The organism is Deinococcus marmoris (assembly GCF_001949125.1).
Taxonomy (GTDB): Bacteria; Deinococcota; Deinococci; order Deinococcales; family Deinococcaceae; genus Deinococcus; species Deinococcus marmoris_A.
Map to the genome: position 1 here is coordinate 1 of NZ_MSTI01000018.1, position 19,143 is coordinate 19,143.

Here is a 19,143-nt window from a genome sequence, read left to right on the forward strand (position 1 = left end):
GTTGCCGCGTTTGCGGCCAGTCTTGGCGCGGGTCCAGATCATCAAGTGTTGCTGGTCGAAGATGGCGCGGGCTTCCATGTCCCTCCTGTGGAGGGACATCCCCCAGGCATTGAAACCATCACGCTCCCGCCCTATTCACCAGAACTGCAACCCGTGGAACGGGCGTGGAATTTGACCGACAGACCACTTGCGAACCGCTGTTTTGATTCTCTAGATGAGCTTCAGGATGTGCTGGGCCGCCAATGTGCCTGGCTTGAAACTCAGCCTGACCTGATCACCCAACACACCTTATTTCACTGGTGGCCGCTCTGCACAAATTAATCGGAATCCGTATCATATCCGAATTCCTCAATAACTAAGCATATGTCCTGAAAATTCTCAGCATCTTGCAGTGCGGCGTAGCGAGCAGTAAGAAATTTATGAAGAAATTCTACTAAATCCTCGCAGTCTATCAGTTTCTCAGCTATCAACTCACTTAGCAATTTATTCACACGCTCTTAAACCCCTCAAACGGTTCCTTACACGAGTCGCAGACGTACAAACGCTTGCACAGGGTGGGACCAAAGCTGCCCGTCATTCGCACGTCAAAGCTGGCGCAACGGGGGCACCGGGTAGCGTCGGCCTGAAGCTGAATCAGGCCGTCCTCGGCGGGGGCGGGCGGGGCGATGCCGTACTGGCGCAGGCGTTCGCGGGCGTCTTCCTTGATCCAGTCCGTGGTCCACGGCGGCGTCAGGGTGCTTTTGACTTCCACCGCCGACGCCCCCAGCCCGCGCACCGCCTCGCCAATGCTGTCGCGGATGACGTGCAGGGCCGGACAGCCGCTGAACGTAGGCGTGAAAGTGACCGTGACCGCGCCATCCTCGCCGATCTGCACGTCACGCACCATGCCCATGTCGGTGACGGACACCACCGGGATTTCGGGGTCTGGCACGGTATCCAGCACGGCCCAGATGGCTTGCGGGGTCAGTTGAGGTTGAATTGCGGTCATGTCAGCTCCTTCAGGATTGGGCGCTTACCAGTACGGCGTATCGGGGTGGGCGCGGTACACGCGTTGCATCTCGTCCAGCAGCGGCGCGAGGTCTTCCGTGTGCGTGTCGCGTCCGGGTTGCTCGGCCCCACCGGGAGGAAGAATCAGGCCGCACTGCACGGTCAGATGCGGAACGATCAGGCCCTCCCAGCGGGTCTTGACGGCGTTCAGATCGGGCAGCAGTCCAGCTTCAATCAACCCGCCTTCACCCTCTACCGGCTGCCACAACTGGCCCACATACGGCCACAGGGCATTCAGGGCATCCTGCGTGCGCTTCATGCTTTCGGGCGTTCCCAGGGCCAGCCGTTCCACCCACAGGGCCGTGTGCTGAAGATGGAAGCGCTCCTCGCGGAAGGCTTTGTTCGCCACCTCGGCCAGCGGTTCGTACACGCTTTTGCGGGCCGCGTCCAGCCAGAGGGCCTCGTAGGCGTCGTAGAGGTACTGGCGCAGCATGGTAAACGCCCAGTCGCCTTTCGGCAGTTCCACGAAACGGGCAGAGGTGAATTCATCTGCGCTGCGGGTGAAGGCCAGGGCGTCGGCGTCGCTACCATCCAGCGCGCGGCGCAGCTCCAGATACAGCCCAGCGTGGCCCAATTCGTCCTGCGCGATATTTGCCAGGGCGATGTCCTCTTCCAGAATCGGGGCGTGTCCGGTCCACTCGCCGCCGCGCTGGGCCAGGATGATCTCGTCGTCGGCCAGCGCGGTCAGTTTGCGAATCAGGGCGGCTTGCTGAACATCAGACAGGGTCATGGCGGGCGCGGTCATTTCTGTACCTCGGGTTTCTGGACCTCGTGCGTTTTCAGTTCTGCGGGCGAGGCGTCGTGCGGGTGGTCATAGACCTTATGGTCCCCCGCGTGCGGCTCCTCGGTGGCGCGGCGGGGCATGCGGCCCTCGCGCTTGAGTTCGCCCACATGCTTGCCGATCACGCCGTAATACTGCTGCTGTTTGTAGGTTTTTTCCTTGGCTGGGGCAAACCAGCTTTCCACCGTACCGGGATCGTCGTCGGTCCGCGCAATGGCCGAATCAGGAAAAACCAGCCACGCCAGAGCGTCCGCGTGCTGTTCCCGTGCCTGCCGGAGGGCGTCACCGGGGCCAGTGGCCTCAACAGACTCCACCAGATCCACAAACGTCATGCTGCGCTTGTGGGTCTTCTTGATCCCCACATGGTAGGTGTCGGCCTCACCGGGCGTGTCCAGCACTTCCGGGTGCGTGCCGACTTCTTCCGGCGTGGCATTCAGGATGTCGTCCTCGCGCACGGCCCACAGGCTGACGGCAGCGGGGCGTCGCACGAACACGTTGCGGGCGGTCAACAGGGCGTGATCGGGATCGCCCGCGTGGACGCTGCCCACCCCCTGATAGGGACGCTTCTCGTTGTCCTGCTTGAAGATTTCCCAGCGGGGCCATTGGGTATCGGGATGAGGCTGGGTCATGAATTTCCTTTGGAGGAACAAGGGGGGAGCTGGCGGTTTAACCCCTCTCCTGCTGAGCTGTGCCAGTCCGCCCCTGCGGGGCACCTCTCCTTAAAGGGAGGCAAGAGTCGCGGAATTGCCCGGCCAGCCGCGTTCCTTGGCTCCCTTTTAAGGGGAGCTGGCAGCGAAGCTGACTGAGGGGTTGGCTTTCAGTCCGCCGCTACGGCCCGCTGACGATCCGTATATGCCTGCAAGGCTTCGCGCACCCATGCGCCGTCGTCGTGGGCGGCCTGACGGGTGGCGAGGCGTTCCGCGCCCAAACCGCGTTCGCCCTTGATCACGGCCCAGAACTCGGTCCAGTCAATCGGGCCGTGCTTCCAGTTGCCCTGCTCGTCCTGATGCAGATCGGGATCGGGGATGGTCAGCCCGGCTTCCAGCAGTTCGGGGGCGTGTTCATTGATGAACTCCTGCCGCACCTCGTCGTTGGTCTTGAGCTTCACGCCCCACTTGCTCATGATTCCGGTGTTGGGACTGTCGGCGTCGTGCGGCCCCAGCATCATCAGCGCGGGCCACCACCAGCGGTTCAGGGCGTCCTGGGCCATTTCGCGCTGGGCGGGGGTTCCCACGGCGTAGGCGACGATCATTTCCTTGCCCTGCTTGTGGTGGAAGGTTTCCTCAGAGCAAATGCGGACCATCGCGCGGCTGTAAGGGCCGTAGCTTGCGCCCGCCAGCATGGTCTGGTTTTTAATGGCTGCGCCGTCCACCAGCCAGCCGATCATGCCCACATCGGCCCAGCTCGTGGTGGGATAATTGAAGATGGAGCTGTACTTGGCGCGGCGCGTCAGCAGGGCGTCAATCATGCCCTCGCGGGTTGCGCCCAGCGTTTCGGCAGCGTGGTAGAGGTACTGCCCGTGCCCGGCCTCGTCCTGCACCTTCGCCATCAGGATGGTCTTGCGCTTCAGCGTCGGCGCACTGGCGATCCATTCGCCTTCGGGCAACATGCCCACCACTTCGCTGTGCGCGTGCTGCGAGATCATGCGGATCAACTGGCGGCGGTACTCGGCGGGCATCCAGTCGCCAGCCTCAATCTTCTCGCCGCGCTCAATGCGGGCCTCAAAAGCGGCGTGCTGGGCGGCGGTTTCATTCGGCGCAATGTGGCTGTTGGGCTGAGTCATAGGAAGGACCTCCTGAGATGGTTCCATTCTACCTAACGAGCGTTAGGCTGGTGGTGAGGTCCATGAATGATGGACGCTGAAGACCTTGCAATCGTCGCCGCCAGAATCCTGATAAGCGTGTCTCAGACAGCGATTCTGGCTCCACGCCACGGAAAAGTCCCCACACCCCACCTTTATGTTCAAGCCTCGCGGGTGGCTAGTGCGCGCATGGCGTTCAGCAATTCGCCCGCCGCCTGCTGATTGGGGGCAGCCTCAAAGGCTTGCGCGAGCAGCGTCAACCCTTCCTCAGCCCGAGCGTAGGCGTAGTCCTGGGCATAGGCCACGCTGCCACTTTCCAGCAGCCAGCGGTGAATGTCTGCGATGGTCCGCAAGTCCTTGTCAGGGCGGTTCAGGCCCATCTGCTTCAGGAACGCCTGACGCTGGGCAGCCGGCGCGGTTCGGAGCCAGTGCAGCACGATCATGGTGCGCTTGCCCTCCAGCAGATCGCCGCCGATTTCCTTGCCGTATTTGGCCGCGTCGCCTTCCAGATTCAGCACATCGTCCCGGATTTGAAAGGCCGTGCCGAGGGCCAGTCCCGCCAGGGTGAACTGTTCGGATGGCGCAACGCCTGCCGCCAGCGCCCCCAGCCGCAGAGGAATGACCACCGTGTAATAGGCGGTCTTCTGGCGGACCATCTCCAGATAGTCCTCTTCCACCAGATCCCAGCGGCGGCCCTCCACCCAGCACAGGTCGAGATGCTGTCCCTTGGCCGTGTGGTGAATCATGTTCAGGAACTCGTCCATGCCGCCCGGCACGTTGGCCTTATGGACGGCGGCCCACATGTACGCGTGCAGGGCGTCCCCGGCGTTGATCGCCAGCGGAATGCCGTGCAGGCGGTGCAGGGCGGGCTGACCCCGGCGCTCTTCCGAGTCGTCCTCGATATCGTCGTGGATCAGCACCCAGTTCTGGAACAGTTCCAGCGCGGCGGCCAGCCACAGAGCGGCCTCCCACTGTGGGGTGTTCTTTGCCACACCATGAGCGCGGGCGCTGGCGAGCAGCAGTTCGCTGCGAATGCCCTTGCCACCGCGTTTGGGATAGTCGCGCAGCATGTCGTAATAGGTTTGGTACTCGGGGCGCGTGCCGTGTTCGGGCAGCAGAGAAAGGACGCGGGACAGCAGATCAGGGCGCATTGAGCGCAAGTCTAACCGCCTGAAACATGAAGAGAACCGTACCGCAACGAACAGACAATGAGACGCCTTAGCGAGCAACATTACATTATGAAGATGAACCGAAAGACCGTCGCCATCATCCTGCTGGCCGGAGCATTGGCCGTGGGTCTGGCCGCCTGTGCCCCCACCGCCACCACCGTGCCCGTGCCGGACGCGAAGGCCACCACTGGACTGCGTCCGGCCCTGAGTGGCGAGCGCAAGTATCTGGACCTCCCCGGCTTTGGGCAGGTGGCCTATTACGTGGATGCACGCGGGGAAGGCCGTCCTCTGGTCCTGACCCCCAGCGTCAACGCCGCCGCCAGTGCCTACGAGATGAAACCCGTGTGGGACGCCTACGTGGGCACGCGCCCGGTCTACGCGATTGAATGGCCCGGCTTCGGCAGCAGCGCCCGCCCGGACACCCGGTACACCAAGGAACTGATGACACGCTCGCTGAACGCGCTGGTGGAACTGATCGGCAAGGATGTGGACGTGGTGGGCCTCAGCCTGGGCAGCGAATTCGACGCCCGCGCCGCCCTGAGCGACCCGCGCATCCGCAGTCTGGCGCTGATCAGCCCCAGCGGTCTGGGCAAACCGCGCGGCGGCACGCAGGAAGCCAACGCAGAGGACGGCGGCAAGAAGCTGTATGACCGCCTCAACTCGGTCAGCACGCCGCTGTACGCCGCACTGCGAATCAAACCCAGCATCGAATACTTCCTGAGCCGCTCGTTCCGGGGGCCAGTGGACAGCGGGCTGGTGGACTATTCGATGGACGCCACCCGTCAGCCGGGCGCGAAATACGCCCCGGTGTACTTCATCAGCGGGCAACTGTTCACGGATGACGCTTACGGCGAGCTGTACAGCAAACTGACCATTCCCGTCATCGTTCTTTATGACCAGGACGGCTTCGTCAGCTTTGACCGCCTGCAACAGTTCACCCAGCAGGATGGCGTGAAAGCCGTGCGAATCCAGGATACCGATGGCCTACCCCAGTTCGAGAAGATGCCGGAAGTCAAGGCGGCGCTGGACGCGTTCTGGGCCGGGCAGAAGTAACGCTTAACAACCGTAAGGTCAGCCTCCTCCCCCAACGCTTGAATTGAAGCGCAAGGGAGGAGGCGGACCTTTTTTTGGGCCGCTGGAAAATTGGCGGCGCAAGACTGCCCATCCGCCCATACGGACTCCGTATCAGTTTCTGAAAATCACTTCCTCGCGCCCGAATGAATGCAGCGCCAGCAATGCCAGCAACGCCGCCCCGATCACATTGGCGAGGATGGCGAGCAGAATCTGATCGAGCTGTGCCGCGCCCTTGACGATGTTCAGGATCGAGATCATCGAGCCGAACAGCGGCACGGCATAAACAGCGGTACTCAGGGTCAGGAAATCGGCGAATTGCAGCATCACGGCGGGCAGCACGATGATCAGCGTCAGCGGCGCGATATACGTCTGCGCCTCCTTGAAGCTGCGGGCGTAGATGCCGATGGCGATCAGCACGGCGCTGATCAGCAGGGCGGCGCTGGCGGCCAGTCCCAGCATCCCCAGCGTGCCGCCCAGGGTCAGGGTCAGTTGCCCGCCCATGGAACTGGTGATGTCCGCGCCCAGACCGCTTCGATTGGCCAGGAACAGCGCCGCCACCAATCCGCTGATGATGAAGCCCAGCACGCTGAAGCACGCGCTGGTCAGGGCCGTGATGGTGGTGGCCAGCAGCTTGCCGGTCACCACCTCGGCGCGGCGCACGGGGGACACCAGCAGGCTTTCCAGCGTGCCGCGCTCCTTTTCCCCGGCGGTGGCGTCGATGGCGGTGGCCATGCCGCCCGACAGGATGAATTGCAGCATCAGGAAGGGAATCAGGAAGGCCAGTTGCCCGCTGCGCTGCTCCTGCGGGGGGCTGGCGTCGATAGGCTTGACGGTCACGGGCGTCAGGGTATCCGCCCCCAGGCCCAGGCCCTTCAACCGGTCCAGCGTGAGGGTGCGGTTGTAGCCGTCCACCACGTCCTGCACCTTGCCGTAAGCCCCAGCCTGGGCGCTCAGGCTGCTCAGCTTGGCATAGACCTCCAGCGCGGCGCTGCCCTCTCCGGCGCGGGTGGGCAGGGCAACCGGGGCCTGAATGGCCGCGTCCACATCGCCGGATTGCACGGCCTTTTTCGGGTCTTGCACGGCCACGAGGTCCACGCCCGCGCGCACCGTCTTGCCGTCCACCTTCTCATCCTGCTCCAGCGCCGTGCGTAATGCCGGGGGCAGGGTTCCCACCACACCCACCTTCTGCCGTTCCTGCTGCTGGCCGCCGATAAAGCTGCCCAGCAGCAGGGGCAGCCCCAGCGACAGCGCCGGAATCAGGATCAGCGGCATCAGGATGGTGGCGGCCAGCGTGCGGCGGTCCCGCAGAGTGGACAGCAGATCGCGCGCGGCGATGCGCCAGACCATGTTGGGGCGAATAGAGTTAGACCGCACGCTGCCCATCTCCCCGAACCCCATTTCCCCGAACCAGCGCGAAGAAGGCGCGTTCCAGGTTGCTCTCTCCCGTCTGTTTCAGAATGTCGGGGATGCGGCCCACCGTCAGCAACCCGCCCTCGTGCAGAATCGCCACGCGGTCACAGACCTCCTCGGCCTCGGACATGACGTGGGTGGAATACAGGGTCAGGCGTCCGGGTGCGCGGGTGGCGAGAACAAAATCCAGCAGCGTGCGGCGCGCGAAGATGTCCAGACCGCTGGCCGCCTCATCCAGAATCAGCACGGGCGGGTCCTGAATCACGGCGCGGGCGATCACCACCTTCTGCTTCATGCCGGTGCTGTAGTCCCCGGCGCGCACGTCCAGGGTGCGGCCCAGTTCCAGTTGCGCGTCCAGTTCGGCAATGCGGGCCTCGGTCTGGGCGCGGCCCATGCCGTACAGCCCGGCAAACGAGCGCAGCACCTCGCGGCCCGTCAGGCGGGCGGGCAGGCCCATGCCGCCGTTGACCACGCCGACGCGGCGGCGCACGTCCTCGGGCTGACGCAGCACGTCGTATCCGGCCACCGCCGCCGTGCCGGACGTGGGGCGCAGCAACGTCGCCAGAATCCGCAGCAGCGTGGTCTTGCCCGCGCCGTTGGGGCCAAGCAGTCCGAAGACCTCGCCCTCCGGGGCGCTGAGGGTCACACCCTTGAGGGCCGTGAACTTGCCGTAGGTCTTGGTGACGTTCTGAATGTCCAGCATGGTCTGTACCTGAGCCTGGGTCATGGTTCTCCTGGAAAGCGATACGGGGGCAGAGAGGATACGGTTGCTTCGGCAATCACGAATTCAGATACTGACGTACCTACGCCAGAGGCCGTTTGAAGTAATGGAAAACGCCGCCCAGCCAGGTGTCTACCAGCGTCCAGCCCTGCTGAACCAGTTCCTGGCGCTGCTGGGCGCTCAGTGCGCCGCCCAGCCGCTGATACAGCCAGCGCGGCGGGGCGCTCTGCGGTTCACTGGCACGGCGAAAAGACAGCGTTCCCAGACCCACGCCGGTCAGCTCCCAGCCGTGTTCGCCCATCTCGCGCAGAATGCCTAGCTCACTGAAGGCCGTGGCGGCGCGTGTCTGATAGTCGAAACGCGGTTCCAGCTCAGTGGCTGGTTTCAGGGAGGAGGGTGTTAGGGAAGATGGGGCCAGCGAAGATAGTGCCGGGGAAGGCACACTGATCTGCTGCGGGTCGATAAAAATCCCCTCGATGGGCTGCCCGAACAGCCGCGCGATACGGAAGGCCAGCGGCAGGCTGGGATCGTATTTGCCCGTTTCCAGCGCATTGACGGTCTGGCGGCTCACGTCCAGTTCGGCAGCCAGGTCCGCCTGGGTCCACTGCCGCGCGGCGCGCAGGGTGCGGATGTGGTTGTCCACGGCGCACTACTCCTGGCGGCTGCGCCGATTCAGGACGGCCAGCGCGATCATCCAGCTCAGCATGCCCACGGCGTAAAACACGTAGGAAGGCGTCTGGAATTTGAAGGCAGCCTCAAGCGCAATGAGTCCACCGGCCACCACCATCGTCACCATGAAGGCGATGCTGGTGGCCTGCATCTGCAAGGCGCGCACGTATTCGTCCATCAGCAACACGGCACGGACGGTGTAAACCGCGAAGAAAAAGGGCAAGGCCGAGAGAATGCCGAAGCCCATGCCCTTCACGAAACTGAGGACATCACTTTCACCGCTCTGGCCGATGGCGATCATTACAGCAGCCAGTGCGGCCAGGATGCCTCCGATCAGTCCCATTTTGCTGGCCAGAGCGCCCACCCGCTGCGCGCGGCTGCGTCCGGGAGGGGAGGAAGGAGAGGGAATAGGGATGGGAGTCATGTCAAGCCTCCTTGATCTGTTAGAGAGCAGCTTCGGGGATGGATGCACTCAACAGGGGGTTGAGTTCCCATCAAGAATCTGAGATTGGATAGGTCCTCTGCCTGTCAACTGCGAGCCTGAGATGGAATTGACCGCCTGGAAAAAATTCTCCGCGCGCGTCAAACTTCCTTGACTTGAGAGTACGGCTTCATTGACCCTAATGTCAACTAAGCTTGACTTAGCGCTGGCAGAGTCGCCTCAGTTTCTCAAGGTCAACATTCTGTACCCTCATCAAAAATGAGAGAAAATATGTGACAATAGGAAAGTTGCGTCCGCAAACGCACTCCTTTTTGATTTTTCACGTTCAAGGCGATCAAGATGTAAATCGCTTCTTTGGAATTGATGTCGGTGCCTGGAAAAATGGTTGTCGCGCCGCGCTGAAATTCCTACCCGGAGGACACTGAATGTTTAATCCCCCCACCCTGGAAGACCTGCAAGAAACCCGCCGCGCCAATGAAAAGCTGGTCCTGAGTGCCCTGGACAGCAAGCCCGAATGGGTTGAAACCGAACTGGCCAAGACCACTGGACTGGCCCTGTCGCATCTGCGCGCCGCCCTCGCCAGCCTGCTGGATCAGGGCCGCGTGCGCCGTCTGCCCGGCACCGGCACCCGCGCGGTGTACGGTCTGGCCGATCCCGGTCTGGCCGACGTGCCTGCCACGCCCCTGACGGTGGACGCCAAGAAAGTCCGCGATTACCTGGAAGGCCGCGCCGACAGCGCCCTGTACATGAGCGAGCAGCTCCGCATGACCCGCGAGGACGTCATGACCGCGCTGAGCCTGCTGAACGCGCACGGCATGGTCACCTGCACCTTCGTGGGCAGTCTGGTCATCTTCCGCATGAAGGAAGTGCAGGCGCTGGGCACCGAGCAGGCCGCCCCCGCCGCGACGGGCAAGAAAAAGCAAGTCGCCTGAATCCCCTGAACTGAGCGGATTGCACGGCAGCCGGGTTTCCCTGAATTGGGAGGCTCGGCTTTTTTCTGTTCATGGCGTGTAGAAAGGGACATGCAGCGGACAGTTTTCCCCATCAACTTTCAACCCTCACCCATCCACCCTAAAGCCCTCTTCACCCACTTCGCCCTCATCCGGCCCGGCCTGCGCTCAGGCTGGGGGGCATGAGCGACGACATCAAGCCGGGTTACGATCCCGCCAACCAGTCTCCCGCCGAAGGCCAGAGCCACCCGATTCCCGAGGCAGACCGGGGCAAGGCTCCCAACTTTGATCCCGCCGATAAGGACGGCCCCGCTGAAGGTAGCCGGGACGCCGTGGAAGACGACAGCACGCCCCACAGCTAACGCGCGATGACCGCTGAACCCGTCCTGAACGCAGCCCGTCCTGAGAGAGAGCGGGCTGAACTGCTAGCGTGGATCAGGGAAACGCTGCACGCCGAATACGGGGACCGTCACCTGGACCCCCGCCGCGAGCCGATGCACGAGCTGATCAGCACCATCCTGTCGCAGCGGACCACCTGGCAGGACGAGGCCGCCGCCTACGACGAACTGTGCGAGATCGGTGATTGGGACGCCATTATCGCCGCGCCCACCGAGGCCGTGGCCCACGCCATCCGCCGCAGCAATTACCCGGAGGCCAAGGCCCCACGCATTAAGGAAACGTTGCGCCAGATCAGGGATTCGCCGGGTGGCTACAATCTGGAATTCCTGCGCGACATGCCCAGCAAGGACGCGCTGAAATGGCTGACGGATTTGCCCGGAGTAGGCGTGAAAACGGCCAGTCTCGTTCTGCTGTTCAACTACGCCCACCCCGTTTTTCCAGTGGATACCCACGTCCACCGTATCACCACCCGCACAGGCGCGATTCCCCTGATGGGCGAGCAGGCGGCCCACCGCGCCCTTCTCAAGGTGCTGCCCGACGATCCACCCTTTCTATACGAGCTGCATCTGAATCTCCTGAAGCACGGTCAGCAAGTGTGCCACTGGAGCCGCCCCAAATGTGGCGTGTGCATCCTGCGCGAGCGCTGCGACGCTTACGCAATTTTTGGTGACAGGGTGCCGAGTTTCACCGAGACGAAGGCGAGTGGAAAGGGAAAGGCGACGAAGTCCCAAAAGTGAATGTTCGCTTGGAGGCGTGACATTCAACCCGCGTTCAATCCCCCAATTCCCGCGCCCAAACGCGATACACTGTGCGGCTGTGACGCGCCCGCCTCCCTGCTAACCTCAAGCAATTTCCGGGGCCGCCGCGCGCACACCCCGGAGGAGTTTTGAGTTACTGGCGCAATACCATGAAACCTTTGCTGGACGACGAAACAGGCACGATGTTCAAGCACGCCCCGGTGCGCGTGACCTTGGCCTTTCCCAACCGCTACAGCGTGGGCATGGCCTCGCTGGGCTTTCAGGTCATCTACCGCATGTTCAACAATGAGGAAGGCGTCGCCTGCGAACGGGCCTTTCTGCCCGACGATGTGGACGCCTTTGAAAAGCTGGGCCAGCCGCTGCCCACCGTGGAAACCGGGCGCGAGGCCGGGGACTGCGAACTGTTCGCCATGAGCGTGTCCTTTGAGTTGGACCTGACCAACATCATCCGCATGCTGGACGTGGTGGGGATTCACCCCCTGCGCGAAAAGCGCGACGACAGCGACGCCATCGTGATGATCGGCGGGCCACTGACGTCCTCTAATCCATACCCGCTGGTCCCCTTTGCCGATGTGATCGTGATCGGTGACGGCGAACAGATTATTCCCGTGGTGTCCGACGCCCTGCGCGAAGCCACCTCCCGTGAAGATTTCTACGATCTCATTGATGGGATGCCAGGGATTTTCCTGCCCGCCCGGCACACGCATGAACCCACCTGGGCCACCGCGCCCAAGGAACTGCTGCCCGCTTACAGCCAGATCGTGACGCCGCACAGCGAACTGAGCAACATGTTTCTGGTGGAAGCGCAGCGCGGCTGCCCGCGCCCCTGCACCTTCTGTCTGGCGCGCACCATGTACGGCCCCAACCGCAACAACGGCGGCCAGGAACTGCTGGACGTGATTCCCGACTGGGCACAGAAGGTGGGGCTGGTGGGCGCGGCCCTCTCGGATTTTCCACACACCAAGTTCGTGGGCCGCACGCTGACCGAGCGCGGCGTGAAGCTGGGCGTCAGTTCCATCCGCGCTGACACGGTGGACGAGGAACTGGCCGAGATTCTGAAGGCGGGCGGCCTGCGAACCTTCACAGTGGCCAGCGACGCCCCCAGCGAACGCCTGCGCCGCTGGCTCAAGAAGGGCATTACCACCGAGGACTTGCTCAAAACCGCGCAGATCAGCCGTGACCTGGGCTTTTCCGGCCTCAAGGTCTACATGATGATCGGTCTGGGGCCGGAAAACGACGACGACATCACCGAGTTGATCTCGTTCACCAAGGAACTGGCAGGCATCAACCGCATCGCACTGGGCATCTCGCCCTTTGTTCCCAAGCGCCACACGCCGCATTTTGCCGATCCCTTTGGGGGCGTGCAGATTATTGAGGCGCGGCTCAAGCGTATCCAGAAAGAACTGCGCCGCACCGCCGAGCTTCGCAACGTGTCTGCCAAATGGGCCTGGGTGGAAAGCGTGATCGCGCGGGGTGGCCCGGAAATTGGCATGGCCGCCTACACCCTTTACCGCAACGAGAGCATCGGCGCGTGGAAAAAAGCGCTGGATGAGATCGGCTGGGTGGATGAGTACGGGGACAACGACGCCTCGTCCATCTCGCTGCCGCCGGGCCAGTACGCGGCGCACGGAGTCAGCGCACACGCCGATGGACTGGCTGTTTAGAGCAGTTCTGGTTCTCAGACGGTCCCTCTCTGTTGGCTGGAGAGGGATTTCTGCTGTCGTCCTCCGCCGATTGGCCGATGCGCGGCGGACGCTCCCGTGTTCTATTCACCTATGGAACGCACAGCCTCTCCCCCACTGCCCGGCTTCCCAGACCTCCAACTCCGGGAGGGCGGCGCCGCAGACTTCGCCCGTCTGGCCCAATTCCTGAGCGCCGCCCATCCCGACGCCCCCACTTCCGCAGAGGATTTGGAGCGGCTGGCGGCGGGGCGACTACCGGACGAACCCCATCGGCAGCTTCTGGCCCTGCATGGCGAGAACATCGTGGGGCTGGCGGAAATGGGCGTGCCACGCATGGACGGGCATCCCGGCTGGCTGGAAATCAAAATTCGCACCGGGCAGGACGAGGCGGGCGGCAAACTGGCGGAAGAATTATTGAAGCTGGCCCAGAACAGCGCCGCCGAACTGGGCGCAAAAACCCTGGTCTCTCACGTCCACGAAATCTGGTGGGAACATCCCTTTCTGCTCGCGCGTGGCTATGCCGAACATGACCGGATGTGGCACAGCACCCTGGACCTGCGGACGCTGGACTTTGACCGTTTTGTGGGGACGGGAACGCGAGTATCGGAGGCGGGTCTCACCCTTCGCCCGCTCTCGGAGCTGGGCAAATTTGACGAGACACAGCAGCGCCGCCTCTACACGCTGGTTGCGGCCCTGCTGAATGACGTCCCCAGCACCACGCCAGTCAGCGTGTGGCCCTTTGAGGTCTGGCAGCGCCGCGCGGGTGTGAAGATGCTGCCCGAGGGCGTGTTCATCGCCGTGGCTCCGACGGGCGAATGGGTGGGCCTGAGCGAACTGTACCTGCCCATCGCCACGCGCCCCGGCACGCTGCACAACGGCCTGACCGGCGTTCTGCCGGGGTGGCGCGGGCGCGGCCTGGCCCTCAAGCTGGCCGCCGCCCACGCCGCACTGGAGCGGGGATTCACGCATTCGCGGACGGGCAACCACAGCAGCAATACACCCATGCTGGCGGTCAATGAGCGGCTGGGTTTTGTGCAGGAGGGTGCGCGGGTGACGCTGAGAAAAGTAGTCTAGACCCGCCACTGCTGGCGCTGGTACTTGATGCGGTAGCGGCTGCGGCTGGCGGCCTCGATCAGGTCGCTGGGGGTGTTGATGTCCGGGCCGGTGCTGGCCCCACCGACGCTCGCCTGAAGGGACAGATCACGGTACGCCACGGTGTCCAGCGAGAGTTGCACCCGGCGGGTCAGGTCGGCCAGTTCGGCAGAGGCGGTGTTGTCCAGCAGCACGGCGAACTCGTCGGGACCCCAGCGGAAGATCAGGTCGCCCCGGCGCTTGTGCTGCATGATGCGGCCCGCCAGCTCGCGCAGCAGCTCATCCCCGGCGGCGTACCCGTACACCGAATTGACCTTGCGAAAGCCGCTGAGGTCCACCAGCAGCAGCCCCAGCGGACGGCTCTGGCGGCCCTGCCAGCGGCTCTCCACGGCGCGGGTAAAGGCCAGGCGGTTGCCGAAGCCGGTCAGGGGATCGCGCACGCCGGAACGGCGCAGAATCCACCAGCGTTCCAGCATGACCAGCCCGGTGCCCAGCACCGCACACAGCGACAGCGTGACCCCCGGCAGCAGCGAATTGAGCAACCAGTACGGCACGGCCAGCGCCAGCGCCAGCAGCGCGATGGCAAAGCCCCACACCCCGCCCGCCAGCACGGCGGCAATGGCGGCCAGCACACCGGCCAGCATGACCGTCCACAGCGGCAGAGAGATAAACGGCGCGCTGAGCAGACTGGAGACCGCCCGCGCCTGTAACTCCACACCGGGGACGGTCTGACCGCTCACGTCCCGCACCGTCGGGCCGCCCACGCCGCTGGCGGTCAGACCCACCAGCACCACCCGGTTCTGAAAGTCGCCGTAGCGAATAGACCCGTTGACCACGTCACGGAAGGGAATCACGGGCAGGCGCTGGGGATCAGGGGCGCTGTAGCGCAGGATACGCGGCTGTTCGTCCAGCGGCACGGTGCGCCCCGCCGCCACCGCCAGTTGGCGCGCGAAGCTGGGGGCCAGGTTGCCGGGCAAGGCCGGGTCCGGGTAGGCCGCCTGAAAGGAGCGCACGATGCCGTCGTCACTCAGGTTCAGGGCGCTGATTCCGGTGGGCGAGCGCCAGTCGGGGCGCAGCGCGGTGGGTTCGCCGGGGGCAGTGGCCAGCACCACGTTGGGACGGCTGAACACGGCGGCCAGTGCAGCGTCGTTGCGCGCCGGATCGGCCAGCAGCACGTCCACGCCGATGGCCGCGACTCCCGCCTGATCCAGCGTGTTCAGGGCCTGACCGTACAGTTCGCGCGGCCAGCTTCCGATGCGCCCGTAATCCCGCAGCGTGGCGTCGTCGATGCCCACCACCAGCACGCGCCCGTCGGGGGGGCTGGGCAGGGCGCGGTTCAGGGCGTCCCACAGCAGGCCGTTCTCGGGCACCGCCCAGGCCAGCGCCGCCGCCAGCAGCGCGGCCAGCGGCACAGCCAGCCGCCGGACCGGACGGGCCGTGCCGGGGCGGACCGTCAGGGAATCAGGGAAGCCGAGCATGACTCTGGTTATCCGCCCCGTCCCGCAGGGTCAGCGAGGCGGAGGCGTCGGGGGTGGGAAGCGGCACGGACCAGACGAAACGCCCGCCGTCCTGGGTATCCAGTTTGCGGGTATCCACCATGCGGGTGTAGGTCTGGCCGCCCACCGTGACACCCAGGCCAATGCGGGAGTCTCCGGCATCCGTGACCACGCCGCTCAGGGTCAGGATGCGGCCCACGCGCGTCACGGCCAGCCCACTCAGGCGCGGCGGCGTGCGGTCCACGGTAATGGGCTTCGTGCGCGTCAGCGTCTGGCCGTAGCGCTGGGCACGGACGGTCACGGTGTACTGGCCTTCCGGCAGCGAGTCCTGGAGGCGCTCCAGCCGGAACAGCCCGTTCTCGCCGCTCAGGGGAACGGTCTGCCCAGCCACCGTCAGCGTGACCCGCGCGTCGGGCAGGCTGCGGGCCAAGAGGGCCAGTTCCTGCAAGCTGCGGCCCGGCAGGTCCAGGCTGAGCGTCAGCGCCTGCGCCCGCACCGCGTCCTGCGCGATGTTGAAGCGGTCCACGGCGTCGAGTTGCAGCGGAACGAGCTGCCCGCCAGGACTGAGCTGCTGGCCCTGTGAAACGGCCTGTGTTCCAGCTTCCTGGCCTCCAGCCATCTGGCCCGGCAGCGCCACCTGACCGTCAAAGACCTTGACCAGTCCATTGGCATCCACCCGGAAAACGGTTCCGCGTACCGCCGTACTGACCACTGGCGTGTCGATGCGGTAGCCGCCCTGGCCCTTTTCCACCACATTCCAGGCGGTGCCCCGGTCCAGTCTCAGCAGCACCTCGCGCCCCGCACTGGTGCGCTCGATACTGACCACACTCAGGGCGCTCTGCTCGTTCAGGCGCAGGTAGCCGCCGCCCGTAAAACCGATCTCGGCCCAGGCGGCGGCCCCGGTGTTCAGCGCCGCGCCGGGTTGCAGATCGTCGCCGATGACTGCCACGCGCGTCGCCCCCCGCTGAAGCAGGCTGACGGGGCCGCGCGTGGCCTCCACGCTGGCCGCGCCCAGCCCCGTGAATTGCGCGGCATACCACGGATCGGCCTCACGAAAGGCGCTGACCCTGCCGCTGTCCAGCGCGATCTGCTGGCCCGCACCCACTTCGATGCTGCGTCCCTTCAGGGCGATCCGCAGCCGCCCGGCGATCACGGCCACCCGCTTCTCGTTGCCATTCAGATCGGCGCGCAGTTGCCCCGCGCCGTCCATCACCACATGGTTGCCCGCCACATGCACGGCCACCGGCCCCCGCAGGAAAAACCGCCCGGACAGCAGATCGGCCTCGCCCAGATAGCGCCGCAACTCGGAAGCGCTGCCGACGACCACCTGACCCACCCGCCCTTCCTGAAGCACGGCCCGGCCCGTACCGACGCGCAGACGGGTGGTGATCTCGGTGGGCGCGGTCTGGGCACGCCAGGTGCCGTCCGGTCCCTGGATCTCCACGCACCCCTGCGCGGCCCGCAAGACGGGCGGCGGGACGGAAGCGGCCTGACCGGGAACGGCCTGGACAGGCGCAGGAGACAGGGGCGAGGTCTGCGCCACGGCCTGTCCACCCGCTCCCAGACAGCCATACAGCGCCATTGACCGCAGCAGAAGTTCACGGGCAGGCGAGGGAGAGGAAAGGACGCGCGACATCATTACCCACCAGTTTACGAGAAAAACCTGACATCTGGGCAACCCAAGGTATACTTAAGGGCGTGCTTGTTGCTGTGCAGGACGCCATCAAAGATTACGGTCCCGCCACCGTGTTATCTGAGGTCACTTTTGCCGTCAGGAGCGGCGACCGCATCGGTCTGGTGGGCCGCAACGGGGCAGGCAAAACCACCCTGCTGCGCCTGCTGACCGGGCAGCTCCCCCCCGATGGGGGCAGTGTGCGCCGCGCGCCGGGCGTGCGCGTCCGCGCCTTGCAGCAGGACCCGGTGTTTGAAGCCGGGACGACAGTGGACAGCGTGCTGGACGCCGCCTTCCACGATCTGGACGCCCTGGAGGCCGAGCTGGACGCCGCTGCGCGGGCCATGAGCGCCGGAACGCCTGAGAGCGTGCTGCGCCACGAGGAGATTCTGGAACATTACGTGCGGCGCGGCGGCTTTGAGCGCCGCAGCCGCAAGGACGCCGTCACACTGGCCTTCGGCTTCCGGGGCCGCGAGGACACCCTGGCCGAGCGCCTCAGCGGCGGCGAGCGCACCCGCCTGGGTCTGGCCGCGCTGCTGGTAGAAAACCCCGACGTGCTGCTGCTGGACGAGCCGACCAACCATCTGGACATCGTGATGGTGGAGTGGCTGGAAAACTTCCTGGGCCGCTACCCCGGTGCAGTGCTGGTGATCAGCCATGACCGCACCTTTCTGGACCGCGTGACCAACGAAACGGCCCACCTGCGCGCCGGAACCCTGCGGACCTATCCAGGCAATTACAGCACCTTCCGGGCCGCACTGGACGCCGAGCTGGAACAGCAGGCCGCCCGCGCCGTGCAGGACGCCCGCCAGATCTCATCCTTGCAGAGCAGCGCGGACCGCATGAAGATCTGGGGCCTGGGCATGAGCAAGCTGGCCCGGCGCGCGGCGGCCATGCAAAAACGCGTGGACCGCATGCAGGCCCGCGCCACCTCTGCCCCGCCGCCCGAGGAACGCAGCGCCCGCATCACCTTCCACGCCCCCGGCAGCGGCGACATCGTGCTGGACGCCCGCCACCTCAGCCGCCGCATTCCGGTGGAGGACGGGCAATTCCGCAAGCTGTTTGAGGACATCAATGTGCAGGTGCGCCGGGGCGAGCGTATTGCCATCATCGGACGCAACGGGGCGGGCAAGACCACGTTGCTGCGGACGTTGCTGGGCCTGGAAAAGAGCGACGACCCACGCGGCAAGGTGCTGACCGGCGCGCGGGTGGGCGTGGGCTATTACGATCAGGCCCTGCGCGGCGTCTCCCCTGATCAGACCCTCTACGACGTGGCCCGCGAGTACGTGCAGAAGGACCCCCAGGCCCACGATCTGCTGGGCACCTTCATGTTTCCCTATGACCAGCACGACAAACCCGCCCGCATCCTGTCTGGCGGCGAGCGGGCGCGGCTGGCCCTGCTGAAGCTGGCGCAGGAGGACCGCAACCTGCTGGTCATGGATGAGCCGACCAACCACCTGGACATGGAAATGGTGGAGGCCCTCGAAATTGCCCTGGAGGACTTCGGCGGCACCCTGCTGATGGTCAGCCATGACCGCGCCTTTATCGAGGGTCTGGCGGACCGCATCTGGCTGATTGAGGACGGCCATTTCTACGAGTACCCCGGCTGGGAGGACTACCGCGCCAGGCACCGCAGTCTGGTCGAACTGGAGGCCGAGGAAGCGAAAGAGGCCGCGCAGGCCGAGGCGAAAGCGGCCCCAAAACCCACCGCCCCGAAGGGTAAGGGTCTGTGGCACCTCAAGCGCGAAGTGGAAGCAATCGAAGCCGACATTGCCCGCCTGGAAACGGAGCTGGACACCGCCCAGATCGCCCTGAGCAGCGCCCCCCCCGACGCCGATTTCACCGAACTGGGTCAGGCCGCCCACAACCTGGAACTGGCCCTGGAACGCAAACTGGAAGAGTGGGGCGAGAAGGGCGCGGAGGTCGAGGAGAAGGAAGGGTAAATTTCTGGAACAGGGAATAGAAAACGCCCCCCATTGC

General features: G+C 64.8%; 18 protein-coding genes and 1 pseudogene. 8 read left to right on the forward strand and 11 right to left on the reverse strand.

The window, feature by feature from the left end:
• On the forward strand, positions 1–321 hold a 321-nt coding region (locus BOO71_RS02115), incomplete at its 5' end, for a transposase (RefSeq protein ID WP_175607335.1).
• Positions 322–487: 166 nt separating this feature from the next.
• Here BOO71_RS02115 and paaD read toward each other — a convergent pair.
• The 5 genes from paaD to BOO71_RS02140 form a co-directional block, all read right to left on the reverse strand.
• On the reverse strand, positions 488–988 hold the full coding sequence (gene paaD, locus BOO71_RS02120) for a 1,2-phenylacetyl-CoA epoxidase subunit PaaD (protein ID WP_075830339.1): 501 nt from the start codon (positions 986–988) through the stop codon (positions 488–490).
• Between the two features lie 24 nt (positions 989–1,012).
• Positions 1,013–1,792: a 1,2-phenylacetyl-CoA epoxidase subunit PaaC gene (paaC, locus tag BOO71_RS02125; RefSeq protein ID WP_254842989.1), complete on the reverse strand. Its 780-nt coding sequence runs from the start codon at positions 1,790–1,792 to the stop codon at positions 1,013–1,015.
• Entirely contained in the window at positions 1,789–2,457 is a 669-nt protein-coding gene (locus tag BOO71_RS02130) for a phenylacetic acid degradation protein (RefSeq protein ID WP_075830340.1), read from the reverse strand. The genes paaC and BOO71_RS02130 overlap by 4 nt, the downstream gene beginning before the upstream one ends.
• A gap of 188 nt (positions 2,458–2,645) precedes the next feature.
• Positions 2,646–3,611, reverse strand: coding sequence for a 1,2-phenylacetyl-CoA epoxidase subunit PaaA (gene paaA, locus BOO71_RS02135; protein ID WP_075830341.1), 966 nt, complete (start codon positions 3,609–3,611; stop codon positions 2,646–2,648).
• A 179-nt stretch (positions 3,612–3,790) separates the two neighbouring features.
• Positions 3,791–4,780 carry a polyprenyl synthetase family protein gene (locus BOO71_RS02140; protein WP_075830342.1) on the reverse strand — a complete coding sequence of 330 codons (990 nt, stop codon included), beginning with the start codon at positions 4,778–4,780 and terminating at the stop codon, positions 3,791–3,793.
• Positions 4,781–4,867: 87 nt separating this feature from the next.
• On the opposite strand from BOO71_RS02140, the gene BOO71_RS02145 reads away from it, so the two are divergent.
• A complete protein-coding gene (locus BOO71_RS02145; protein ID WP_075830343.1) occupies positions 4,868–5,851 on the forward strand; it encodes an alpha/beta fold hydrolase in 984 nt (327 codons plus the stop codon).
• A gap of 132 nt (positions 5,852–5,983) precedes the next feature.
• Here the strand turns inward: BOO71_RS02145 and BOO71_RS02150 are convergent, their stop codons facing one another.
• The 4 genes and pseudogenes from BOO71_RS02150 to BOO71_RS02165 all read right to left on the reverse strand — a co-directional run bounded on the left by BOO71_RS02150 (position 5,984) and on the right by BOO71_RS02165 (position 9,096).
• The gene (locus tag BOO71_RS02150; RefSeq protein WP_075830344.1) at positions 5,984–7,219 is read right to left on the reverse strand and encodes an ABC transporter permease; all 1,236 of its coding nucleotides are present in this window, start codon (positions 7,217–7,219) and stop codon (positions 5,984–5,986) included.
• Positions 7,220–7,235: 16 nt separating this feature from the next.
• Positions 7,236–7,985: an ABC transporter ATP-binding protein gene (locus BOO71_RS02155; RefSeq protein ID WP_075830423.1), complete on the reverse strand. Its 750-nt coding sequence runs from the start codon at positions 7,983–7,985 to the stop codon at positions 7,236–7,238.
• Positions 7,986–8,460: 475 nt separating this feature from the next.
• Positions 8,461–8,646: pseudogene (locus BOO71_RS02160) on the reverse strand (helix-turn-helix transcriptional regulator); the annotation flags it as partial.
• A gap of 6 nt (positions 8,647–8,652) precedes the next feature.
• Positions 8,653–9,096: a hypothetical protein gene (locus BOO71_RS02165; protein WP_254842990.1), complete on the reverse strand. Its 444-nt coding sequence runs from the start codon at positions 9,094–9,096 to the stop codon at positions 8,653–8,655.
• A gap of 443 nt (positions 9,097–9,539) precedes the next feature.
• On the opposite strand from BOO71_RS02165, the gene BOO71_RS02170 reads away from it, so the two are divergent.
• The 5 genes from BOO71_RS02170 (at position 9,540) to BOO71_RS02190 (ending at position 13,977) form a co-directional block, all read left to right on the forward strand.
• Positions 9,540–10,046: a transcriptional regulator gene (locus BOO71_RS02170; RefSeq protein WP_029480936.1), complete on the forward strand. Its 507-nt coding sequence runs from the start codon at positions 9,540–9,542 to the stop codon at positions 10,044–10,046.
• A 200-nt stretch (positions 10,047–10,246) separates the two neighbouring features.
• Positions 10,247–10,426: a hypothetical protein gene (locus tag BOO71_RS02175; protein ID WP_075830345.1), complete on the forward strand. Its 180-nt coding sequence runs from the start codon at positions 10,247–10,249 to the stop codon at positions 10,424–10,426.
• A 6-nt stretch (positions 10,427–10,432) separates the two neighbouring features.
• Positions 10,433–11,200, forward strand: coding sequence for an endonuclease III domain-containing protein (locus tag BOO71_RS02180; protein ID WP_075830346.1), 768 nt, complete (start codon positions 10,433–10,435; stop codon positions 11,198–11,200).
• Between the two features lie 149 nt (positions 11,201–11,349).
• A complete protein-coding gene (locus BOO71_RS02185) occupies positions 11,350–12,885 on the forward strand; it encodes a B12-binding domain-containing radical SAM protein (RefSeq protein WP_075830347.1) in 1,536 nt (511 codons plus the stop codon).
• A 111-nt stretch (positions 12,886–12,996) separates the two neighbouring features.
• Positions 12,997–13,977 (forward strand): GNAT family N-acetyltransferase, encoded by a 981-nt coding sequence (locus BOO71_RS02190; RefSeq protein WP_254842991.1) that lies wholly within the window; start codon positions 12,997–12,999, stop codon positions 13,975–13,977.
• On the opposite strand, the gene BOO71_RS02195 is transcribed toward BOO71_RS02190, so the two are convergent.
• Together BOO71_RS02195 and BOO71_RS02200 are read right to left on the reverse strand one after the other, a co-directional pair.
• Positions 13,974–15,473 carry a CHASE2 domain-containing protein gene (locus BOO71_RS02195; RefSeq protein WP_075830348.1) on the reverse strand — a complete coding sequence of 500 codons (1,500 nt, stop codon included), beginning with the start codon at positions 15,471–15,473 and terminating at the stop codon, positions 13,974–13,976. The genes BOO71_RS02190 and BOO71_RS02195 overlap by 4 nt on opposite strands.
• Positions 15,457–17,130 (reverse strand): FecR family protein, encoded by a 1,674-nt coding sequence (locus BOO71_RS02200; protein ID WP_083652868.1) that lies wholly within the window; start codon positions 17,128–17,130, stop codon positions 15,457–15,459. The genes BOO71_RS02195 and BOO71_RS02200 overlap by 17 nt, the downstream gene beginning before the upstream one ends.
• 59 nt (positions 17,131–17,189) lie before the next feature.
• On the opposite strand from BOO71_RS02200, the gene abc-f reads away from it, so the two are divergent.
• Positions 17,190–19,106 carry a ribosomal protection-like ABC-F family protein gene (abc-f, locus tag BOO71_RS02205; RefSeq protein WP_075830350.1) on the forward strand — a complete coding sequence of 639 codons (1,917 nt, stop codon included), beginning with the start codon at positions 17,190–17,192 and terminating at the stop codon, positions 19,104–19,106.
• The last annotated feature ends 37 nt before the right edge of the window (positions 19,107–19,143 follow it).